This window comes from Methylobacterium indicum (assembly GCF_017347565.1).
GTDB classification, from domain to species: Bacteria; Pseudomonadota; Alphaproteobacteria; order Rhizobiales; family Beijerinckiaceae; genus Methylobacterium; species Methylobacterium indicum.
This window is the reverse complement of the sequence record NZ_AP024145.1, coordinates 2,247,501-2,269,112: the sequence shown is the minus strand read 5'-3', so window position 1 is coordinate 2,269,112 and position 21,612 is coordinate 2,247,501. Positions and strand designations below refer to the sequence as shown.

General features: G+C 74.5%; 13 protein-coding genes. 10 read left to right on the top strand and 3 right to left on the bottom strand.

Annotated features, from left to right (window positions below; translation table 11 throughout):
- Nucleotides 1–13: 13 nt before the first annotated feature.
- Entirely contained in the window at nt 14–1,417 is a 1,404-nt protein-coding gene (locus miv_RS10610) for a polysaccharide biosynthesis/export family protein (RefSeq protein WP_207182664.1), read from the bottom strand.
- A 224-nt stretch (nt 1,418–1,641) separates the two neighbouring features.
- Nucleotides 1,642–2,028 (bottom strand): hypothetical protein, encoded by a 387-nt coding sequence (locus miv_RS10605; RefSeq protein WP_048429910.1) that lies wholly within the window; start codon nt 2,026–2,028, stop codon nt 1,642–1,644.
- Nucleotides 2,029–2,372: 344 nt separating this feature from the next.
- On the opposite strand from miv_RS10605, the gene miv_RS10600 reads away from it, so the two are divergent.
- The 4 genes from miv_RS10600 to miv_RS10585 all read left to right on the top strand — a co-directional run bounded on the left by miv_RS10600 (nt 2,373) and on the right by miv_RS10585 (nt 7,424).
- The gene (locus miv_RS10600; protein ID WP_207182662.1) at nt 2,373–3,374 is read left to right on the top strand and encodes an NAD-dependent epimerase; all 1,002 of its coding nucleotides are present in this window, start codon (nt 2,373–2,375) and stop codon (nt 3,372–3,374) included.
- A gap of 76 nt (nt 3,375–3,450) precedes the next feature.
- Nucleotides 3,451–5,556 (top strand): glycosyltransferase, encoded by a 2,106-nt coding sequence (locus tag miv_RS10595; protein WP_207182660.1) that lies wholly within the window; start codon nt 3,451–3,453, stop codon nt 5,554–5,556.
- 315 nt (nt 5,557–5,871) lie between these two features.
- A complete protein-coding gene (locus miv_RS10590) occupies nt 5,872–7,023 on the top strand; it encodes an HWE histidine kinase domain-containing protein (RefSeq protein ID WP_244748941.1) in 1,152 nt (383 codons plus the stop codon).
- A complete protein-coding gene (locus miv_RS10585) occupies nt 7,023–7,424 on the top strand; it encodes a response regulator (protein WP_048429491.1) in 402 nt (133 codons plus the stop codon). The genes miv_RS10590 and miv_RS10585 overlap by 1 nt, the downstream gene beginning before the upstream one ends.
- Nucleotides 7,425–7,442: 18 nt before the next feature.
- On the opposite strand, the gene miv_RS10580 is transcribed toward miv_RS10585, so the two are convergent.
- The gene (locus miv_RS10580; protein ID WP_207182657.1) at nt 7,443–8,795 is read right to left on the bottom strand and encodes a hypothetical protein; all 1,353 of its coding nucleotides are present in this window, start codon (nt 8,793–8,795) and stop codon (nt 7,443–7,445) included.
- A 295-nt stretch (nt 8,796–9,090) separates the two neighbouring features.
- Between miv_RS10580 and miv_RS10575 the strand changes: the two genes are divergently transcribed.
- The 6 genes from miv_RS10575 (at nt 9,091) to miv_RS10550 (ending at nt 21,542) form a co-directional block, all read left to right on the top strand.
- Nucleotides 9,091–11,691, top strand: coding sequence for a tetratricopeptide repeat protein (locus tag miv_RS10575; RefSeq protein WP_207182655.1), 2,601 nt, complete (start codon nt 9,091–9,093; stop codon nt 11,689–11,691).
- A gap of 83 nt (nt 11,692–11,774) precedes the next feature.
- Nucleotides 11,775–13,604 (top strand): asparagine synthase-related protein, encoded by a 1,830-nt coding sequence (locus tag miv_RS10570; protein ID WP_207182653.1) that lies wholly within the window; start codon nt 11,775–11,777, stop codon nt 13,602–13,604.
- Nucleotides 13,601–16,168, top strand: coding sequence for a glycosyltransferase (locus miv_RS10565; RefSeq protein ID WP_207182652.1), 2,568 nt, complete (start codon nt 13,601–13,603; stop codon nt 16,166–16,168). Before miv_RS10570 ends, miv_RS10565 begins: the two co-directional genes overlap by 4 nt.
- The gene (locus miv_RS10560; protein ID WP_207182651.1) at nt 16,165–17,520 is read left to right on the top strand and encodes a UDP-glucose dehydrogenase family protein; all 1,356 of its coding nucleotides are present in this window, start codon (nt 16,165–16,167) and stop codon (nt 17,518–17,520) included. Before miv_RS10565 ends, miv_RS10560 begins: the two co-directional genes overlap by 4 nt.
- The gene (locus miv_RS10555; RefSeq protein WP_207182650.1) at nt 17,513–18,892 is read left to right on the top strand and encodes a nucleotide sugar dehydrogenase; all 1,380 of its coding nucleotides are present in this window, start codon (nt 17,513–17,515) and stop codon (nt 18,890–18,892) included. The genes miv_RS10560 and miv_RS10555 overlap by 8 nt, the downstream gene beginning before the upstream one ends.
- 184 nt (nt 18,893–19,076) lie before the next feature.
- Nucleotides 19,077–21,542, top strand: a complete 2,466-nt coding sequence (locus miv_RS10550; RefSeq protein ID WP_207182647.1) for a tetratricopeptide repeat protein — start codon at nt 19,077–19,079, stop codon at nt 21,540–21,542.
- The last annotated feature ends 70 nt before the right edge of the window (nt 21,543–21,612 follow it).

The window sequence follows — 21,612 nt, the reverse complement described above, 5'->3', positions numbered from 1 at the left end:
TCCGTCCGGCGGCTCACGGCCGCGCTTCGGTGAGCTGGGTGGAGGAGAAGGGGCCTTGGACGGCCCCCTGCGCCGCCCCCTGCGGGCTCCAGGGACGGGCGGCGGAGGGGACGGCCTCGGCCGGGGGCGGCGGGAGCTGGCCCCGCCCGGCCATCACCACCCGGACGATGTCGCCGGGCGCGACCGGGGCGGTCTCGGCCACCGCGCGCTCGCGCATCCGGTCGCCCTCGCGGCGCAGGATGGCGTAGGCGGGCTGCGCCTCGCCGGTGCGCCGCGCCACCTCCCCGGTCGCGTGCTCGACGACCCGGCCGTTGCTGGCGATCTTCTGGCGCACCTGCTCGAGGTTGCCCTGCGCCTCCTTGATCTGGTCGAGGATCTCGGTGCGCCGCGTGGTCTTCAGCTCGACGGCGGTCTGCTCGGCGCGGGTGACGTCCTGCGCGTTCTTGAGCATGTCGGAGTGGAGCTGGCGCTTCTTGCCCTCCGCCTCCGCGAGGCGCGATTCGATCGGGAACAGGACCGGCCGGCGCGACAGGCCGCGGGAGACGAGGTCGGTCTGGTCCTCGAGTTCCTTCTTCGCCACGGCGATCTGCCGGTCGATCGCGGCGGACTGCCCCTCGATCGCCTTGTTCTGGTTCTCCGCCAGGACCTTGATCTGCTGCTGGTTGGCGACCGCCGCGGCGAGCGCCGCCTGGCGCTGCTTCAAAAACTTGGTCTCGTCGGCCATCGCCCGCACGACCCCCGGGTCGCCCTTGCGGGCCGCGAGCTCGTCGGGGAGCGCGACCGCGTCCCGGCCGGCGAGCTCGGCCTCGAGCCGGGCGATCCGCGCGAGCAGGATGTCGCGGTTGACCGCCTGGACGGCGGTGTCGCCGGTGGCGCTCATCAGGTCGCGCTGGTAGCGGCCGAGCTCCATGTCGGGCCGCCGGTAGAGCCCGCCGGCGATGCTCAGCGCATGCAAGACCGTCATCCCGGGGCGGAACGGATAGCTGCCCGGCCGGTCGACCACCCCGACGATGTAGAACGGCCGGTACTCGATGATCTCGACCGAGGCGCTCGGCGCCGTGAGCGTGCCGAACTTGCCCTGGAACAGGGCGGCGATCGCCGCGCCCAGCTCCGCGGTGCTGCGCCCTTCCGCCGGCACGTCGCCGACCATCGGCAGCGAGACGCGGCCGTCCGTGTCGATCGCGAAGGTGCCGTCGAGCCTTGTCTGGAAGTCGCCCCCGGGCGAGGCCCACGACTGGCTTCCCCCCGGGGCGGGCGGCGCCGCCGACCATTGCGAGACCGTGACCCGCACCTTGTCGGCCGGCCCGAGGGCATAGGGTTCGGCGGCGCCGGCCGCATCGGGGACGGTGCCCGCGCACAGGGCCGCGAGGCACGAAGCCGCGAGGGCCGTGGCTCGGAGAGGGGCGCGGAGCGGCATCGGGCATCCCTTTTGGTTCTGGCGGCAGGATTCCGTGGGCGCGCCCCATCGGCGCGCCGTCCGAAGGCGCGGGGCCTTCCCGGAGCCGTGTCGATTGTCTGATGCTTGGGATCCGATCGTTTCGTCTTCGGCGACGAGGCGAAGACTGTCGGATGATTGAGCCGGATGGTGGAAGCGAGGCGTTGCGCGGGCAATATGACCAAACGAGGTAGCCGGTGCGCGCCTCAGGGCAGGTCGGCGTCGAAGACGATGCCGCTGTCGTGCAGGGCCTGTCCGCATCCCGTCGCCATCGCCGGGTGAAGCTGGAACCGGGCGCTGCCGCCGCCCGGCAGGTCGAGCATCAGGACGACGAGGCGGTGGTCCCGCACCAGCCCGGTGCGCCAGGCGGCGACGGGCAGGTCGCAGGGCTCCACGGTCCCCTCGCCGTCCGGGGCGACGGCGAGCCGGACGCTCGCGGCCAGCAGAGCGCGTCCCAGGAGGGCCGCCTGCTCGCCCGAGATCGGGACCGGGATGCTCTTCGTGGCGATCTCGAGCCGCAGGCGCAGCGCGCCGTTCTCGATCTCGACCCGGTAGTCGATCGGCGTCGCGGCGGCCGGTGGCGTCTCCGACATGGCGGCTCCTGTCCTGATGGTCGCCGGGGTCCGGGCGCCGCGGCGGCATCCCCCGCGCGGGTCCGGCCGGCCCCTCGACCGCTCCCACGGCGCAGCCTGCCCCGCCCGGCCGGTCGACGGGAACACGCCTCTCGGCCGGGGCGGCGTCGCGAATGGCCGATGCCGTTACGCCTTTCGGGCTCGCCGGGCCCCGAAAGGCGAGGTCGCCCCGGCGCGGCCAGCGTGGCGATATGGCGGGGCAGGAGACGGCCGGGAGGCGGGACCGAGACCTCGAGGCCGCATCCCTTCCGCTCTCCTGCGACGCCTCGAGCCCGGTGCCCGGGCCTCCAGAAAGGATCTCGCAGGTGCGCATCCTCGTCACCGGCACCGCCGGCTTCATCGGCTTCCACGTCGCCAAGCGCCTGCTCGCCGGGCACGAGGTCGTCGGCGTCGACGGCATGACGCCGTACTACGACGTGAGCTACAAGCGCCGCCGCCACGCCAGCCTGCTCCAGTCCCCCGGCTTCACCGCCCACGAGACGATGCTCGAGGACGTCGAGGTCCTGGGCCGGATCTGGGAGGAGACCGCGCCCGACGTGGTGATCCACCTCGCCGCGCAGGCGGGCGTCCGCTACAGCCTCGAGAACCCGCGCAGCTACGTCGAGTCGAACCTCGTCGGGACCTTCAACATCCTGGAGCTGGCGCGCCGGATGCCGCCCCGGCACCTGCTGCTGGCCTCGACCAGCTCGGTCTACGGCGCGGCCGACAAGGTCCCGTTCTCCGAGACCGACCGCGCCGACGAGCCGATGACGCTCTACGCCGCCACCAAGAAGGCGACCGAGCTGATGGCGCATTCCTACGCCCACCTGTTCGGGATCCCGACCACCGCCTTCCGGTTCTTCACCGTCTACGGCCCGTTCGGCCGGCCCGACATGGCCCTGTTCAAGTTCGTCGACGCCCTGCTCAAGGGGCGGCCGATCGACATCTACAACCATGGCCGGATGGAGCGCGACTTCACCTATATCGACGACCTCGTCGAGGGGATCGTCCGTCTCGTCGACACGCCCCCGGTCCTCGGCGAGGCCGGGCGCCACGAGGGCGACACGCTGTCCCCGGTCGCGCCCTACCGGACGGTCAATATCGGCAATTCCGATCCCGTGCCGCTGATGCGCTTCGTCGAGGCGATCGAGGACGCGGTCGGCCGCAAGGGCCGGCACAACTACCTCGACATGCAGCCCGGCGACGTGCCCCGCACCTTCGCCGACACGCGCCTCCTGCGCAGTCTCACCGGCTACCAGCCCTCGACGCCGGTCCGCGAGGGCGTCGGCCGCTTCGTCGGCTGGTACCGCGACTATCACGGGGTCTGATCCGGGCGGCGTCGCCCGCTCTCGAACCCCTCCCCCTCCCTCTCCCCCCTCCCGACCCTGACCCCTGGAGACCGGGATGCTCGACGCGAGAGCCGACCTGAGCCGATCCGCCCCACCCGCCGGCCTCCCCGCCCGGCCGGGCGCGGTTCCAGCGCCGCTCCGCTCCGATCCGGTGAGCGCGGCGGTCCGGCTCGGCCTGCGGGCGGGCCGGGGCGGAGCGCCGGCCGAGGCCGCCCTGCTCGCCCGCGCCGCCGGGGTCGCGGCGCTCGCCCGCGGCAGCGGCGAGGCCGAGATGGCCCTCAAGATGATGCTGCGGCTCGTCGCCGACCATCCGGGCAGCGAGCGCCTCCAGGTCCTGGCCGCCCGGATGGTCGAAACCGAGGCCCAGGCGGCGGGCCCGCTGGCCCTGCACGGAGCCGCCGGCGCCGGGGCGGCCGCGGTCTGGGACGGCCTGCACGAGCGCTTTCCCGACGCCGTCGAGCCGTTCCGCCTGTCCCTGCGCTGGACGATGCGCCGGACCGGCCGCGAGGCGGCCCTGCGCGCCCTGCGGGACCGCTTCCCCGCCCCGCCCGACGAGGCGGCCGCGCTCCTTCTCTACGCCTGGGGCCAGGACGAGCTGCGGGCCCATGCCGAGGCGGATGCGGCCTTCGTGCGCCTTCTCGCGCTCCACCCGCGCGAGGATGTCTGCCTGCACTTCGCCCAATCGCTGCTCCGGCGCGGCGAGGTCTGGCGCGCCTGCGCGGTGCTGCAGGACGGGATCGCCCGGCTGGGCGCCGGCCCGCGCCTGGCGCGCCTCGCCGGCGAGGCGGAGGCCGAGCGGGCGCGGCTCGCGCGCCTCGCCCCCCGCGCCCGGTCGGGCCGCGCCGCCGACGCGGTCCTCACCGAGCTCTTCGGACGCATCGGGCCCGAGCGCCGCGCCCCGCGGCGGACCCGCCGCGCCGGCCGGGTGATGATGGTCACCGGCTCCCTCGGCGCGGGGGGCGCCGAGCGGCAATTCGCCCTCACCGCCCGGGAGCTGCAGGGGGCCTTCGCGCGCGGGGCGCGGATCGGCGGCGTCGCGGTGGCCGGGCCGGTCGAGGTCGTGTGCCGCTCCCTCTCGGCGCGGCCCGGCGGCGACTTCTTCGCCCCCGACCTGCGCGCCGCCGGGGTGCCGATCCACGAATTCGCCGTCGCTCCCCCCGAGGCCGGCCTCGCCGGGGTGCCGGCACTGGCCGGCCTCGACGGAGCCCTGCGCTTCCTGCCCGAGCCGATGGTCGAGGGGGCGACGCGGCTGTCCGGGCTGCTGCGGGCGGCCCGGCCCGACGTGGTCCAGATCTGGCAGGACGGCAGCGTCTATGCGGCCGGCCTCGCCGCCGTGCTGGCGGGGGTGCCGCGCATCGTCCTCAACGTGCGCAGCCTGCCGCCGGTCGACCGGCCGGAGCGATTCAAGCCCGAATACGAGGTTCTCTACCGGGCTCTGCTCGCCGCCCCCGGGGTGCGGCTGACCGCCAATTCCCACGCCGCGGCGAGGCGCTACGCGGACTGGCTCGGCGTGCCGGCGCGGCGCATCCGGGTGATCTACAACGGCGTCGATCCCCTGCCGGAGGACGGCGCCCCGGACGACGAGGCCCTGGCCGCGCGCTTCCGGGCGGCGACGGGCGAGAGCGACTTCACCCTCGGCACGGTCATGCGCCTCGATGAGAACAAGCGCCCGCTCCTGTGGCTGGAGGTCGCCGCGCGGCTCCTGCGCCGCGCGCCCCGGGCGCGTTTCGTGATCGTCGGCGACGGCCCGCTGCGGGAGGCCTGCCAGGCCCGGGCGCGCCAGCTCGGCATCGCCCAGCGGGTCCTGTTCGTCGGCCGCTCGCACCGGGTCGGGTTCTGGCTCAGGCAGATGGAGGCCTTCCTGCTCCTCTCCCTCGTCGAGGGCCTGCCCAACGTCCTCGTCGAGGCGCAGGGCGCGGGCCTGCCGGTGATCACCACCGATGCCGGCGGCGCCGCCGAGACGATCCGGCCCGCCACGACCGGCCTCCTGCTGCCCGGAGGCCCCGACCTCGACCCGGAGGCGGTCGCCGGCGCGATCGCCTCCCTGCGCGCCGACCCCGCCCGCCGCGCCGCGATGGGCACGGCCGCCCGCCTGTGGGCGCGGGAGACGTTCTCGGTCGAAGCGATGCTGGCCCGGACGGTGCGGACGTTCACGGCGTGATCCCGACCTGCGCACCGACACCCGGCTCGCACGCCGCACGATCGTCGGATGCCGCCCGTTACACCGAGTGCCGAGAGGGAAGGGAAACGGGATGGCCGATCCGTCGAAGTCGCCACGCTGCCGAACCGCCGTCGTTCAATGGTGGTCGCAGCATGATCGACGGTCTCTTGTTTATCGTGCGCAACATAGATGCCCTCGATAAAATCAAGTTAGAAATAAAATGACGTGTTGATCTGCGATGCTTTGCGTGTCGCGGGGAGCTGACCTATAGAGATGCGGCGCAGCCGCACCTGCTCGAACGGACGCTCCACGCCCTTGTCGGTTCCCATCGATCCTCTGTGCGACGGAGAAGCCGAGCGGTCAGCGGCCCTTCATGCCTACAGGCTGCTCGACGCCCCGCGCGAGCAGGATTTCGACGACATCGCCCATATGGCCTCGCGGGTCTGCGAGGCCCCGATGGCGGTCGTGAATCTCGTCGACACCCGCCGGCAGTTCTTCCTGGCCGAGGTCGGGCTCGGGGTGCGCGAAACGCCGCTCGACACGTCGTTCTGCGGCCACGCGATCCTCGAAGAGGACGTTCTCGTCGTCCCGGATGCCCGCCGCGATCCCCGCTTCGACGGGAACCCGCTCGTCCATGGCACGGCGGGCCTGCAATTCTACGCCGGCGCGGTGCTGAAGACCCCCGACGGTCAGCCCGTCGGGACGATGTGCGTGCTCGATACCAAGCCGCGCCAGCTCACTGCGCTGCAGATCGACATGCTGCGCTTCCTCGCCCGCCAGGCGATGACGCAGATGGAGCTGCGGCGGTCCCTCGCCGTGCGGGACCGTCTCCTCGTCGAGGCCCGCGCCGCGGAGGCCCGCCGCCGGGATCTCGCCCACGAGATGGCGCATCGGATGAAGAACCTGCTCTCCATGGTCCAGGCCGTCGCGACGCAGACGCTGCGGCAATCGACCTCGATGGAGGAAGGACGGCTCGCGATCTCGCAGCGCCTGACGGCCCTGGCCCGGGCGCAGGACATCCTGATCCTGTCGGATTACGAGGAAGCGACGATCTGCGAGGTCGTCGCCGCCACGATCGCCCCCCACCAGACGGCCGACCGGCGCATCCGCTTATGCGGCCCGGACATGCTGCTGACCTCGCAGCAGGCGCTCGGCCTGTCCCTGGCCATCCACGAACTCGCGACCAACGCGGCGAAGTACGGCGCCCTCTCGAACGGCAGCGGCACGGTCGACGTCGGCTGGACGAACGAGCATGGCACCTTCGTGTTCGACTGGATCGAGCGCGGCGGCCCCGCCGTCGCGGCACCGCAACGACGCGGCTTCGGCTCGAAACTCATCGAGCGGATCGTGGCATCCTACTTCAACGGGGAGGGCCGCATCGACTTCGCCCCGGGTGGAATCGCGTTCAGGCTGGTCGGGAAGCCGGATGCCCGTCCGGTGGGCCGCGTGAAGGCCGGCGATCCGTGATGGGGCAGTCTTCCCGGCATTCGCATTTCGCCGTCCTGATCGTCGAGGACGATGCCCTCGGCCGCGCGGAAGCGGTCGACCTGTGCGAGGAAGCCGGTTTCACGACCCACGAGGCTCGCGATGCCGACGAGGCGCTTCTGCAACTCGAACGCCATCCCGAGATCCGCGTCCTGTTCACGGATATCGAGATGCCCGGCACGATGGACGGATTGACGCTGGCCCACGGCATGCAGGGTCGCCGCCCTCCCCTCTCCATCATCGTCACGTCGGGACGCATCATGGTGGCTGAGAAGGACCTGCCCCGGAACGGCCTGTTCGTCGCCAAGCCCTACCCGCCGGACGCGATCCTTCGTGCCCTCCACGACATCGCCGCCGGCCTGGGCGACGAGGCGGGGCGATAGACCCCGCGGCGGCGTCCCTCACCGGCATGCCTGCGGCCATGCCGCCGTCGCTCCCTGCGGCCCGGCGATCCGCAGGAGGCAGGTGGCGAGGGCCTCGGGGCCCTTGTCGGAGACCCGCAGCACCGCCCCGGCCTGGATCGGGACCGCGCGGGCGATCTCGGGCCGGTTCTCGACCACCCGGATGTTGCCGACCGTGACGTTGTCGCCCGCGGCCACGACCCCGTCGGCCTCGTGCCCGCCGCCGGTCGAGGCGCGGACCACCGAGATCGGCCCGGCGCCGATCCGGCCGGCCCGGTCCGGGTTGACGAAGATGTTGCCCTCCGCGACCAGCACGCCGCCGGTGCCGGTGGCCGAGCCGTAGACGGCGCTGTCGGCCCCGTTGGAATAGGCGGTCGGGCTCAGCGCGAACAGGTTGTTGGTCAGGTGGACGGCGGCGTTCGAGACCACCTTGGGGTGGCGCTGGCTCGTGCCCGCAAAGACGTTGCCGGCGACCGTGACGAGGACCCGGGGCTCCATGACGTCGCCGAGATGCGCGAGCGGGTCGGCGCAGCCCTCCGCCGCCGCGTCCTTGTAGCAGGTCAGCGTGCCGATCAGCATGACCTTGTTGTGCTGTGCGAAGTGGTTGAACGCGACGGTCGCCCGGGCGCCGGAGGCGAAGCGCTCCTTGCGCACGATGTCGACGCAGCCGTCGCCGCAGCGGTGGAAGGCGTTGTGCAGGATCGCGACCTGGTCGAACTGGTCGGTGAGCGCGATGGCGTCGCCGGTCTTGTCGGCCTTGTCGTCGTAGGCGTCCTTGGTGAAGGTCAGGCCGCTGACGATGACGTTGCGTGCATCGGTCAGCGTCAGCTGCGTCGTGCGCGGCGCCGCCGTGAGGGTGATCCCGCCGCAGCCCCCGTCGAGGGTGGTGTCGGAGGGCAGGTGCAGGCCGGCCTCGAGGTGCAGGGTTCCGGTCAGGCCCGGCGCGAAGGCGATCCAGCCCCCGCCTTGGCGCGCCGCCTCGACGGCCCAGCGCAGTGTGCCCTCCGGGCTCGGCCGGCTGCGCGAGGCCTTGGCGTCGTCGAGGCGCGTCACCGTGTAGAGGCGCCGGCCGAGCCCACCGGTGGTGCCGGCGGCGGCGCCCTGGATCATGGCCGGCAGGGGGCTCTCCGTCACGCGCCCGTCGGCGCCCGTCCGCGCCGTGGCCGCGCAGGCCGGCGGGGCGCGGTCGGCCGCCTCCCGGGCGGCCGCGAGGAAGCGGTCGGGCGGGACCGGCGACTGGGCCGCCCGCGCGTCGGACGCGAGGAAGGCGGCGAAGGGCGCGGCGAGCCCGAGCAGCGCAGCAGCGGCCAGCGGGAGCGACGGGATCGGGCGGCGGGAGATCGGGGCCGGCATCGCGCGGGGTTCCTTTCAGGTCTGGCGAGCGCTCGCATCCGCCAGCCTAGCGGAGCGGTCCTCCAGCTCCGCCCGTCCGTGCGGGCACGGACTCTCCCCCAGCCGACGGGGCCTCCCCCTTTCGGCAGCCTCGCGGCTACGCCTTTCGGCCCCGTCCGCCGCCCCGCCTGCCCCCGCCTACTGATAATGGGCAGTTTGATCGCACCGGACCTCAAAAATACGTTCGATGACAGTAAAGGATCCGTAAATCGGCATCGACTGATTTAGATTTGATCTGGATCTGAGGAGTGCGGCTTTGTCCCAGAAAGATATCGTCTACACCACGATCGGCACCTGCCGCGTGGCCGAGCCGTTGGGAGCAGCCGTGCAGATCCGCCATCTGCGGCGCAACACCACCAACATCTACGGGTTCATCCATACCGCCCGCGAGGCGTTGCAGCAGATCGACTACCTCGACGGGCGCGAGATCCCGGCCGAGCTCGGCCGTTTCCTGTCGCAGGACGGCGTGCTCATGCGCAGCCCGCGCCCGCGCACCGACGTCTTCGTGGTCGAGATCTCCTCGGCCAAGGAGATCGTGTTCGACCAGTGGCTGCTCCAGATCAATCACCTGGAGAAGAACTTTCGCGATCGGCCCGGGCTGATCGACGCCTTCTTCCGGCTGAAGGGCGAGCGCGACCCCGACCTCCGCCTGCAGCGGCTCTCGGCGCTGCCCGGCTTCGCGCAGGTCGACGACCTCGAGCGGCGCATTCTCCTCGAGGGTTACGTGCGCACCACCACCCGCGACGAGCTCGAGGCCGAGATGGCCGAGATCGTCGCGCGGCTGAAGCCGACCCCGGTGGTGTTCGTCAACCACATCAACGTGCCGGATGCGCAGGGGCACCCGATCGAGAGCCGCGCCCGCCTGTGCGGCTGGGTGCAGGAGATCTGCGCCGAGGCCGGCTATCCGAATTTCGACCCGACCCCTCACGTGACGGCGCATGGCCAGGCGCGGGCTCTCGCCGAGGCGGGCCGCGACCTCAACCACTACGAGGCGTCGTTCAAGCCGGTCCTCGGCGGCATCCTGGTCGACGAGGTACTGGCCCCGCTCCTCGGCCGCGCGGCGGCCGCCGGCCGCGTGACGCTCGACATCCTGTCCTCCACGCCGGTCCAGGCCCCGGCCGGGCAGTTTCCGTCCGGGTCCGCCGTGCCGGCCCAGATGGCGCCGGCCCAGATCGTGGCCGGTCTCAACGAGGCGAAGAAGCGCATCGCCGACGGCGATCTCGACGAGGCCGAGGTGATCCTGCACGGGCTCGCCGCCGAGGACGGCCGACACGCGGGCCTGCACACCCTGCTCGGCACCGTCGCGTTCCACCGCGGCGACACCACGGCGGCGACGGCCGAGTTCCGCGAGGCGGTCGAGCTCGACCCGGCGGCGCTGGAGCCCCGCGCGATGCTGGTCAAGAGCGCCCTGCGGATGGGCAAGGTCGAGGAGGCCTGCAGCATCGCCGCCGACCTGGTGCGGCGCTCGCCCGACGACCTGCGCATCCTCCTCGTCTCGGCCAAGGCGATGATGCGCGGCAGGTTCTTTCCCGAGGCGATCGCGATCTGGCGCCGCATCGCGCTGATTCGGCCGGAACTGGTGCTGCCGCTGATCGAGACCGCGCGCTGCGAGATGAAGGCGCGCAACTTCGAGGCGGCGCTCGCGGCCGCCGACGAGGCGCTGGCCCGCGACGCCCAGGAGGCCGGCGCCCTCGTCATCAAGGCCGACGCCCTGCTCAAGCTGCGCCGGATGCGCGAGCTGGCCGCGGTCTCCCTCGACCTCGCGGGGATCGAGCCGAAGGCCGCGATGGCGGCGATCCCCGCCCTGATCTCGGCCCGCTACCCCGAGGAGGCCGCCGCCATCGTCGCCACCGCCCGCGACACCGGCGAGGTCGATATCGATGCGGTGATGCGCGCGGCCCTGATCCGCACCCTCGAGCAGCGCGGCAAGGTGGCGAGCGAGCGCGAGGACACCCCGGCGGCGGCCGCCGCCTGGAAGGCGATCCTGCTGATCGATCCCGACAGCGCCCGCGCCGCGCAAGGCCTGCGCCGGCTGTTCAGCCCGCTCATCGCCGCCGCCCGCGCCCGCGCCGCCGAGGGCGACGTGCCGGGCGCCGTGGCGGCCTACGAGGCCGCCCTGGCGATCCAGGGCGACAACGTCCGCATCCTGCGCGAGCTGGCGCTCACCCACGACAAGGCCGGGCAGTGGCTGCGGGCGAGCCAGCGCTGGGCCCAGCTCGCCCGGCTCTCGCCCGACACGACCGATTACGAGAAGCGAGCCGGCCGGGCCGCGATGCGGGCCGAGCGCTACGACCTCGCGGTGCGGATCTACCACGAGCTCGACGCGGCGGGCGACGAGCAGGGAGCGAGGCTCCTCACCTCCGCCCTGCGCCGCCTGGTGCGGGCGATGCGCGAGGATTTCGCCGCCGGGCACCTCGAGGTCGCCGCCTTCAAGGCCGCGATCGTCCTCGAGGTCTCGCCCGGGAGCGAGGTCGGCCAGCGCACCTTCCGGCGCGTGATGTCGAGCTATTCGCGCCGGCTGCGCGAGGCCGTGGCGACCGAGGACGCGGCGCTCCAGGAGGAGATCTGCCGCAAGATGCTGGAGCTGGAGCCGAACCGCCCCGACGCCCTGAAGGTGCTCTCGCGGCTCTACCGGACGGCGAAGCGTCACCGCGACGGCATCGAGGTGCTCCAGCGCCTGACCGAGATCGAGCCCGACGACACCCGCCACTGGGTGAAGCTCGCCCGCTCGTGCCGGGCGATCCGGCTCTACGACCGGGGCGTGCCCGCGGCCCTGCGGGCGCTCGAGATCGAGCCGGGCGATGCCGCCACGGTGAGCCTCCTCAGCGACATGCTCAACCGCCAGGCCGCGGCCTGACGCCGGACGGCGCGCCCGCCTCTGCCCGGGCGCGCCTCCCCTCCTCCCGCCCTCCCTCTCGTCTCGCCAAGGAACGACACGCGATGCCTGGCCTCGCCGGAATCCTGCTGACGGGCGACGGTGCGCTGTGCGGCGACGACCTGCGGGCCGCCGCGCGGGTGCGGGCCGGTCTGGCGCGCGGGGGACGCGGCACCGGCATCCTGCGCCAGGCCCGCGCGCTCCTGCTGGGAGAAATCCCGGCCGGCCCCGCCGCGCTGGGCGGCGCGGCGCTGGGGGTGGTCCTGGCCGGCCGGATCGACAACGCCCGGGCGCTGCGCGACGAGCTCGCCGGCCGCGGCGAGAGGCCCGACGAAACCGACCAGGCCGGGCTCCTCCGGCTCGCCTATCGGCGCTGGGGCACGGAGGTCGCGGCCCGGCTGGAGGGCCGCTTCGCCTTCGCGATCCACGACGCCGCCGACGGGACCCTCCTGTGCGGGCGCGACCGCTTCGGCGTCGAGCCGCTGCACTACGCGGTCCTGCGCGACCGCGTCGTCTTCGCCTCCGACCTCTCCGCGCTCCTGTCCTGGCCCGGGATGCGGCGCGTCCCCGATGCCGACGTACTCGCCCACTACCTCGCCTTCGGCTTCTGCCCGGTCGAGCGGTCGCCCCTGAAGGGCGTGCTGCGCCTGCCGCCCGGCCACTGGCTCCGGGCCGGACCCGGCGCCGCGCTCCGCTGCGAGCGCTACTGGTCGCTCCCCGCCCCGGGGCCGGGCCGGCGCCCGGCGGCGCCCGGCGAGGCGGCGGTCCGGCTGCGCGCCCGCCTCGCGGACATCGCCGCCCGGGCCGTGGCGGATTCTCCCTCCGTCGCGGTGCTCGCCACCGGGGACGCCGCATCCGCGGCCCTGGCCGGCGCCGTCGCCCGGGCGGCAGGGGCGGCCGGGCGGGACGGGATCGCCGTGCTGGGCCTCGGCCCGGCGCCCCGCGGGGTGCCGCACTGGTGCGAGGTCACCCCGACGGCGGCGGCCGCCGCCGATGCGCTCAGCACGATCCCGCTCGGCGGCGAACTCGTGGCCGACCCCGACCTGCTCGGGCTCCACGCCCTGCTGGCGGCGGCCTGGGACCGGGCCGGGCATGGTCTCGTCGCCACGGGAGGGCCTGAGCTGTTCCTCGACCGGCCGCGCTACGCCGCCTTCGAGGCGGCGGTGAAGCGCCGGCGGGACGGGCGGATCCAGCCCGCGGTCCGGCAGGGGTTCCACGCCACGATGCCGTTCGTGCGCGACCTCTACGGCGACATCGTCGGCGTCGCCAGCGACGCCCAGCGCCTCGCCCTGTGCGGTCCGGCGCTGATCGGCTCGCTGCTGTTCTCCCCCGTCGACGATCTCGGCACCTCGCTGGAGCGGGCGGACGAGTCCAGCGCCCGCGACCTCGCCGCCCGGCTCGACCTCACCCACGGGGCGCCGCGCCTGCTCGCCGGGCTCGAGGCCGCGCGCCTGCGCGACGGGCCGGCCCTGGACGCGCCGTTCCTCGGGCGGGACTTCGCGGAATGGTGCCTGTCCGTGCCGGCCGAGCAACGGACCGGCAGCTGGACCCGGCCGGGGCTCCTCCAGGCGGCCATTCCGGAGGCCAGCGCCGCGGCGATGCCGCCGGCCGCCGGTTGCCTCGACCACTGGCTGCGCACGAGCCTGCGCGAGCTGCTGGAGGACACGGTGGCAAGCAGCGCCTTCCGCGGCCGCGGCCTCTTCCGGATGTCCTGGGTCGATCGCCTGGTCGCGCTCCATCTCGACGGCAAGCAGGCGGGGGGAACCCTGATCTGGACCCTGCTCTGCCTGGAGACCTGGTTCGCCGGCGTGATCGACGCCGCCCCGCCGCTGCGGGTCGAATGCGGCCTGGACCCCGCGGGCGACGCGCATCTCGCCCAGGGAGCCGCCGCATGATCCCGGCCCGCGACCACCCGCCGGTCCCGACCGCGCCCGGGCGCCGGCGCGCCGGCGTCAAGGACCGTGCCGGCCCCTCGACCGCTCCGCGCGCCGGTGCCGCGACTCCCCGACCCGACCCCGCGGCGGAACGTGCCCTGGCCCTGGAGAATGCCGGCGACCGCCACGGCGCCGGCCTGATCTGGCTCGAGGTCGCGGCCTCGGCGGGGCCCGCGACGCTGCGGCGCTACGGGGTCCATCGCCGCCTGGCCAAGGCCGCCGAGGCGCGGGGCGACCGCGTTCAGGCGACGGTGCTGCTCGAGCGCCACCTCGCCCTGGCGCCCCGGGATGCCGGCGCCGCCGAGCGCCTGCTCAAGCTTCGCCTCGCCGCGGCCGCGCCCGGCGAGGAGGCCGAGGCCTACGCCGCCCACGTCGCCCGCTTCGGCGAGACGGCCGCCGCCCTCGTCCTGCGGGCGACGCGGATCGAGGCACCGCACGATCCCGACGCGGCGCTGGCGACCCTGGCGACGGTCGAGGCGCGGTGGCTCGACGCCGACGGCACCCGGCTGCGCCTCGCCGGGGCCTACGAGCGCCTTGGCGATCCGGCCCGGGCGCTCGCCCTCCTCGACGGGGTGCGCGGGCCGGAGGCCGCCTCGCCGCAGGCCGTCAAGACCCGGCTGCGCCTGGCCCAGGCGGTCGGCGAGTCGAAGGACCACAGCGCCGCCCTCGCCCGGCGCCTGATCGAGGCCGAGCCGGACGTGGCCGCCCATCACGCGCTCCTCGGCCGCACCCTGAAGCGGTTCAACGACTGGGCCGGCGCCGCCGCCGCCTTCGAGGCGGCGCTCGCCCTCGATCCCGGCGATCTCGCGCATTGGGAGGGCGCCCTCAGGGCGCTCGGCGCCCTGGAGCGCGACGAGCGCATCGCCGAGCTCACCGCCAGGGCGCGCCGGGTCTTCGGGGCCGGCGGCGGCGAGGGCCTGCTGGCGCTCGCCCGCATCGAGCTCGCCGGGGGCGATGCCCGGGAGGCGATCGGCGTCGCCCGCCGGGCCCTCGCCCACCCGATCCTGCGCACCAGGACCCGCCCCGTCCTGGCCGAGGCGCTCATGGAGGTCGGCGCCTACGCGGAGGCCTGGACGCACCTCGCCGCCTCCCTGGAGGCGCCGGACGCCGAGGCGGACCTGCAGCGGGCGGCGGCCCGTTGCGCAGCGGCCTTCGCGGTCGGCGCGCCGGCCGGCGGCGCGCTCCCGGTCTTCCCCGGGGCCCTCTTTCTGCGTGCGCTCGGGAGCCCGCCGCCCCGCCCGCTGCTGACGCCGACCGACACCGTGATGCTGGTCTCCTCCTCGCTCGGCGCCGGCGGGGCCGAGCGCCAGGTCGCCCTCACGGCGGCCGGGGTGTCCCGGGCCCGGGGCGGGACCGGGCGCACCGTCCTCGTCGGCCTCGATCTCACCCCCGCCCGCGGCCGCTCGATGATGCGCAGCCTCGCCGAGACCGAGTTCCTGACCATCGAGGACCTCGCGCATGTCAACGAGGCGCAGGTGTTCCGCACCCTGGCGGCGGAGGAGCCGGCCCTGCGCGAGACCCTGCGGCTGATCGGCTCGTTCCCGCGCAACCTCTCCCGCGACATCCTCAAGCTCTTCGACAGCTTCCGCCGCCACCGCCCGTCCTGCGTCCACCTGTGGCAGGACGGGGTCATCTCCACCGGCGCCGTCGCGGCGGTGCTGGCGGGCGTGCCGGCGATCGTCTGCTCCATGCGCAACGTCGTGGCCGGCGAGGGCGACCGGCGCCGCTACCGGGCCTATCTCGCCACGATGTACCGGGCGCTGGCCGAGCGGCCGGAGGTGCGCTTCACCGCCAATTCGGCGGCCGGCGCCCGGGACTACGAGGCCTGGCTCGGCTTCGAGCCCGGCCGCATCCGGGTGCTGCGCAACGGCGTCGACGTCGCGAGCATCCGCGCCCGGGCGCCGGCCGGCGCCCGCGAGGCGGTGCGGGCGCGCCTGAACCTGCCCGAGGGGGCGCTCCTGATCGGCGGGGTCTTCCGCCTCGCCCCGGCCAAGCGGCCGCATCTGTGGCTCGACGTCGTGGCGCGGATCGCGGGCGCCGACCCGCGGGTCCACGGCGTCATCGTCGGCGACGGCGCCCTGCGGGCCGAGCTGCAGGAGGCGATCGACGCCCGGGGCCTCTCGGGGCGCATCACGCTCGCCGGCCGCCAGAGCCCGGTCGAGCCCTGGATGGCGGCGATGGACGTCCTGCTCCTCGCCTCCGAGGTCGAGGGATTGCCCAACGTCCTCCTGGAGGCCGAATCCCTCGGCGTGCCGGTGGTCACCACCGAGGCCGGCGGCTCGGGCGAGGCCCTGCTCCAGGGCGTCACCGGGATGCTGGTCAAGGACGACGCGCCCGAGACCCTCGCGGCCGCCCTCGTCTCGGTCGTGCGCGCCAAGAGCCTGCGCCACCGCGCCCGCGTCGGCGCCCCCGTCTTCATCGAGCAGCGCTTCGGCATCGAGCGGATGATCCGCGAGACGCTGGCCGTGTTCGGCGAAACCGACCCCACCCGCGGGGATGCCGCCCGCATCAGGAGTGCGTCATGAAGATCGCGATCATCGGTTCCGGCTATGTCGGCCTCGTCTCGGGGGCGTGCTTCGCCGATTTCGGCCACGACGTGACCTGCGTCGACAAGGATCCGCGCAAGATCGCGGCCCTGAACGAGGGGCGGATCCCGATCTACGAGCCCGGCCTCGACGCCCTGGTGGCGAGCAACGTCCGCTGGGGCCGGCTCACCTTCACCACCGAGATCGGCCCGGCGGTGCGGGACGCCGACGCGGTGTTCATCGCGGTCGGCACCCCGTCGCGGCGCGGCGACGGCTTCGCCGACATGACCTACGTCTTCGGGGCCGCCCGGGACATCGCCCGCAACCTCGCCGGCTACACCGTGGTGGTGACCAAGTCGACGGTGCCGGTCGGCACCGGCGACGAGGTCGAGCGGATCATCCGCGAGGCCAACCCGGAGGCCGAGGTCGACGTCGTGTCGAACCCCGAATTCCTGCGCGAGGGCGCGGCGATCGAGGACTTCAAGCGGCCCGACCGCATCGTCATCGGCCTCGACGACCCGCGGGCCGACGCGGTGATGCGGGAGATCTATCGCCCGCTCTACCTCAACCAGGCGCCGATCCTGGTCACCGGCCGGCGCACCGCCGAGCTGACCAAGTATGCCGGCAATGCGTTCCTCGCCACCAAGATCACCTTCATCAACGAGATCGCCGATCTCTGCGAGCAGGTCGGCGCCGACGTGCAGGAGGTCGCCCGCGGCATCGGCCTCGACAACCGCATCGGGGCGAAGTTCCTGCATGCCGGCCCGGGCTATGGCGGCTCCTGCTTCCCGAAGGACACGCTGGCGCTGGTCAAGACCGCCCAGGATGCGGGCAGCCCGGTGCGGCTCGTCGAGACGGTGGTGGCGGTCAACGACCAGAGGAAGCGCGCCATGGCCCGCAAGGTGATCACCGCCTGCGGCGGTTCGGTGCGGGGCAAGCGGATCGCGGTGCTGGGCCTGACCTTCAAGCCGAATACCGACGACATGCGCGACGCCCCGTCCCTGTCGATCATCACCGGGCTCCAGGATGCCGGCGCCACGGTGACGGCCTACGACCCGGAGGGTATCGAGCAGGCCCGTCCGCTCCTCGCCGACGTGGACTACGCCGCCGACGCCTATGCCTGCGCGGAGGGCGCCCACGCGGTGGTGATCGTGACCGAGTGGAACGCCTTCCGGGCCCTCGACCTCGAGCGGATGGGCGCCCTCATGGCCGCCCGGGTCATGGTCGACCTGCGCAACGTCTACGGGCCCGAGGAGGCGACGCGGTACGGGTTCCGCTATCTCGGCGTCGGCCGCCGGCGCGCGGCGGCGACCGCTCCCGCCGCTCCCGCCCGGGAGAGCGTCGATGCTTGACCACGGTCGGCACGACATCGCCATCGAGGCCGGGCCGTCCGACGGGACGGCCCCCACCCTCGCCCCCGCCCGGGCCCGGGCGGGGGCACCGGCCCATGGCCGCCGGATCGCGGTGATCGGCCTCGGCTATGTCGGCCTGCCGGTGGCGGTGGCCTTCGCGGCCTCCGGGGCCCCGACGGTCGGCTTCGACATCGATGCCGGCCGGATCGCCGAATTGCGGCGGGGCCGCGACCGCTGCGGCGCCGTCGACCGGCGCGCCCTGCGGGAGGCGCCCCTGCGCCTCACCGCCCGGCCGGAGGTCCTGCGGGGCGCCGACTTCTTCGTCGTCGCGGTGCCGACGCCGATCGACGCGGCCTGCCGGCCGGATCTCGGGGCGCTCCTCGCCGCCTCGGCCTGCGTCGGCGCCGCGCTCCGTCCGGGTGCGATCGTGGTCTACGAATCGACGGTCTATCCGGGCGCGACCGAGGAGGATTGCGTGCCGGTGCTCGAGGCCGCCTCCGGCCTCGTCTGCGGGCGCGACTTCACGGTCGGCTACAGCCCCGAGCGGATCAATCCGGGCGACGTCGTCCACACCTTCGAGGCGGTCGCCAAGGTGGTGGCCGGGCAGGACGCCCGCACCCTCGACGTCGTGGCGGAGGTCTACGGCTCGGTGGTGAGCGCGGGCGTCCACCGCGCCCCCTCGATCCGGGTCGCCGAGGCCGCCAAGGTGATCGAGAACACGCAGCGCGACCTCAACATCGCGCTGATGAACGAGCTCGCCATCATCTGCCACCGGCTGGCGATCGACACCGCCGACGTGCTGGAGGCCGCCCGCACCAAGTGGAACTTCCTGCCCTTCACTCCGGGGCTCGTCGGCGGCCACTGCATCGGGGTCGATCCCTACTACCTGACCCACCGGGCGCAGCGCTGCGACTACCACCCGGAGGTGATCCTCGCCGGGCGGCGCATCAACGACCGGATGGCCGAGCACGTCGCCCGCGAATGCATCCAGCGCCTCGCCGCCCGCGGCATCGCCCGGCCGCGCGTCACGGTGCTGGGCCTCACCTTCAAGGAGAACGTCCCGGACCTGCGCAATTCCAAGGTCGCCGACCTCGTCGAGACCCTGCGCCGGCACGGCTGCGAGGTGCGCGTCCACGATCCCCTCGCCGATCCGGCGGCGGCCGAGCACGAATACGGCATCGCGCTCCAGCCCCTCGACGGCCTGCGGGACGCCGACGCCGTCGTCCTGGCGGTCGCCCACCAGGCCTACCTCTCGGCCGGCTGGGACCTCGTGCGGGGCTGCCTGCGCGACGGGACCGGCCTCGTCCTCGACGTCCGCTCCAGCCTCGACCGCGCCACCCGGCCCGAGGGGATCGTCCTGTGGCGGCTGTGACGGTCCCGGGCCTCGCCCGGACCGAGGCGGCGCGGCTCCCGTACCCGGCCCGGCCTCCCGTCTGAGCGGGCCCGTACCGCCTGCCGGCCCGGGACGCCTCCGCCAGAGAAGCCTCCACGAGAGGCCTCCGCGAGAGGCCTCCACGAGAAACCTTCACGAGAAGAAACGCCGAGGGACCTCCACCATGATCGAGCCGTTGAGTGTCACCGCCCTCGGCAGCTGCCGGGTCGTCAACCCGATGCGCCTCGCGACGCAGAACGGCCAGGCCCGGCTCTGCAACGGCGACGTCTACGGCTACGTCCACACCGCCCGCGAGGTGCTCCAGCTCCTCGACATCCGCGACGGCCTGGACCTGCCGGACGGGCTCGTGCCCTACCTCGCCGGGAGCCGTGCCCTGCCGTTCCCCGCCCGCGACCTGCGGGCCGCGGCGAGCGCGCCCGGCGCCTACCTGGTCGAGATCTCCTCGCTCAAGACGGTCGTGCTCGGCGAGTGGGTGCTCCAGCTCAACTACTTCGCCGAGCGGTTCCGCACCGCGCCGGAGGTCCTGCGGACCTTCCTCGCCGCGGCTTTGCCCGAGCAGCGCGACGTCCGCGCGGCCGAGCTCGCCCGCCTGCCCGCCTACCATGCCCTCGCGCCCTTCGACCGCCATGTCCTCGCCGAGGCCTTCATCCTGGCGACGACGCGCCAGGATCTCGAGCGCGACGTCCTGGCGATCGCCGGGCGCCTCGCCCGGCCGACGGTGTTCGTGACCCACTGCAACATCCCGGACGCGCGCGGGCTCGAGATCGAGAGCCGCGCCCGGATCGCGGACTGGCTGCAGGAGATCGGCGTCCGGCACGGGCTGCCGGTCTACGACCCGACCCTGAGGGTCCTGGCCTTCGGCATCACCGCCGCGATGGCCGAGGGCGGCGAGAGCCGGGCGCACTACACGCCGGAATTCGAGGCGGTGCTGACCGAGGACCTCCTGTGGGCGCTCTGTCGCGCCGCGGAGGCGGGCCCGGCGCCGGAGACGCGCGCGGCGCCCCCGGTGCCGCAGCCGCGCATGCCCCCGCTGCCGGAGGCGAGCGCCGGCTCGACGCGGGCCGGGGCCGCGGCCCTGCTCCAGGTCGGGGACCTGCCCGGCGCGGCCGCCCTCGCCCGGGCCGCGATCGCGGCCGAGCCCGCGGGCGGCGCGGGGCTGGCGGTGCTGGCCCAGATCGCCATGCGCCGGGGCGATCCCGCCGCGGCCCTGGATTTCGCCGGCCAGGCCCGCGCCGCGGCCCCGTCCGATTCCGCCGCCATCGCGGTCGCCGCCAAGGCTCTGACCAAGCTCAAGCGGTTCGAGGAGGCGGCCGCGGCCTGGCGCGACATGGCGGCCTGCCGTCCGGCCGCGGGCTGGGCCCTGGTCGAGGCGGCGCGCTGCCTCCTGCGCGCCCGGCAGCCGGAGGGCAGCCTGGCGCTCGCCGAGGCGGTGCTCGCCCGCGAGCCCGGCGACCCGGTGGCCCTGGCGGTGAAGGCCGAGGCCCTGCGCATGCTCGGCCGCCTGGAATCCCTGCCGGCGGTAGCCGAGGCCCTGGCCGCGACGACGCCGGAGGCCGCGCTCGCGGTGATGCAGTGGATCATCGCGGCCGGGCGCGGCGACGGACTCGCCCGCATCGCCCGCACGGTCTGCGCCGCGCCGGGCGGCGTGCCCGAGCCGTACCGGGACGACGTCTGCCGCCAGCTCAGGGCGGCGGCGGAGCACACCCTGGCGCAGCAGGAATGGGAGACCGGGGCCGAGGCCCTGCGGGCGCTGCTGGCCTTCGCCCCCGGCGACCGGGAGGCGGCGCGGGCGCTCTCCCGGCTGAAGAGCCGCTGGCTGGCGCCGGCCCGGTCCGCCCTCCAGGCCGGCGACGTCGCGGGCGCGGCCGAGGCCTACGAGCGCGCCCTGCGGATCGATCCCGACGAGATCCGCACCCTGCGCGAGGCGGCCTCCGCCGCCGAGAAGTGCGGCGCCTGGGACCGGGCCGTCGATCTGTGGCGCCAGGTCGACCGGGCCGGGGGCGCCGATTCGTCCACGCTGGCCCGCGGCGCCCGCGCCGCCGAGCTCGCCGGCCGCGAGGAGCAGGCCCTGGCCTGGTTCCGCCGCGCCCTCGACGCCGACCCGGGCAACGCCAAGGCCCGCGCGTCCACCGCCTCCCTCGCCCGGCGCCTGGCCAAGCGCGCCCGGGCGCTGGAGGCCGGGGGCGAGGTCGACGAGGCCCTGCGGCTCGCCGGGATCGTGCTGGCGGCCGAGCCGCAGGACGCGGTCTGCACCCGCCTCGTCCGCCGGGGCGGCGCGCACCTCGCCGGGCAGCTCCGGCAGGCGGTGGCGCTCGGCGATGCCGGCCGCCAGGAGGTTCTGGCGACCCGCCTCCTCACCCTCGATCCGCAGCGCTTCGACGCCCTGCGGGTGCTCTCCAAGGCCCGCCTCGCCGACGGGCGCTTCGGCGAGGCCGCGGACCTGCTGCGGCGGCTCACCGCCGTCCAGTCCGACGTCGCCGCCCACTGGATCAAGCTCGGGCGCTGCCTGCGGATGATGAAGAGCTACGACGCGGCCCGCGACGCCGCCGAGGAGGCCCTGCGGCGCGATCCCCACAGCCCGGCGGCCCACAAGATCCTCGCCGATCTCGGCGAGCGGCGGGCGAGCTGACGCGGCGCGAGCCGCCCCACGGGCGAGGACGAGGCGGGCCGGGTCGACGAGAGCGGGTGGAGCGGGATGG

Coding starts and splice junctions, on each gene's coding strand:
- miv_RS10595 (WP_207182660.1), top strand. CDS start 3,451: ATGCTCGACGCGAGAGCCGACCTGAGCCGATCCGCCCCACCCGCCGGC.
- miv_RS10550 (WP_207182647.1), top strand. CDS start 19,077: ATGATCGAGCCGTTGAGTGTCACCGCCCTCGGCAGCTGCCGGGTCGTC.
- miv_RS10565 (WP_207182652.1), top strand. CDS start 13,601: ATGATCCCGGCCCGCGACCACCCGCCGGTCCCGACCGCGCCCGGGCGC.
- miv_RS10610 (WP_207182664.1), bottom strand. CDS start 1,417: ATGCCGCTCCGCGCCCCTCTCCGAGCCACGGCCCTCGCGGCTTCGTGC.
- miv_RS10570 (WP_207182653.1), top strand. CDS start 11,775: ATGCCTGGCCTCGCCGGAATCCTGCTGACGGGCGACGGTGCGCTGTGC.
- miv_RS10580 (WP_207182657.1), bottom strand. CDS start 8,795: ATGCCGGCCCCGATCTCCCGCCGCCCGATCCCGTCGCTCCCGCTGGCC.
- miv_RS10555 (WP_207182650.1), top strand. CDS start 17,513: ATGCTTGACCACGGTCGGCACGACATCGCCATCGAGGCCGGGCCGTCC.
- miv_RS10585 (WP_048429491.1), top strand. CDS start 7,023: ATGGGGCAGTCTTCCCGGCATTCGCATTTCGCCGTCCTGATCGTCGAG.
- miv_RS10605 (WP_048429910.1), bottom strand. CDS start 2,028: ATGTCGGAGACGCCACCGGCCGCCGCGACGCCGATCGACTACCGGGTC.
- miv_RS10560 (WP_207182651.1), top strand. CDS start 16,165: ATGAAGATCGCGATCATCGGTTCCGGCTATGTCGGCCTCGTCTCGGGG.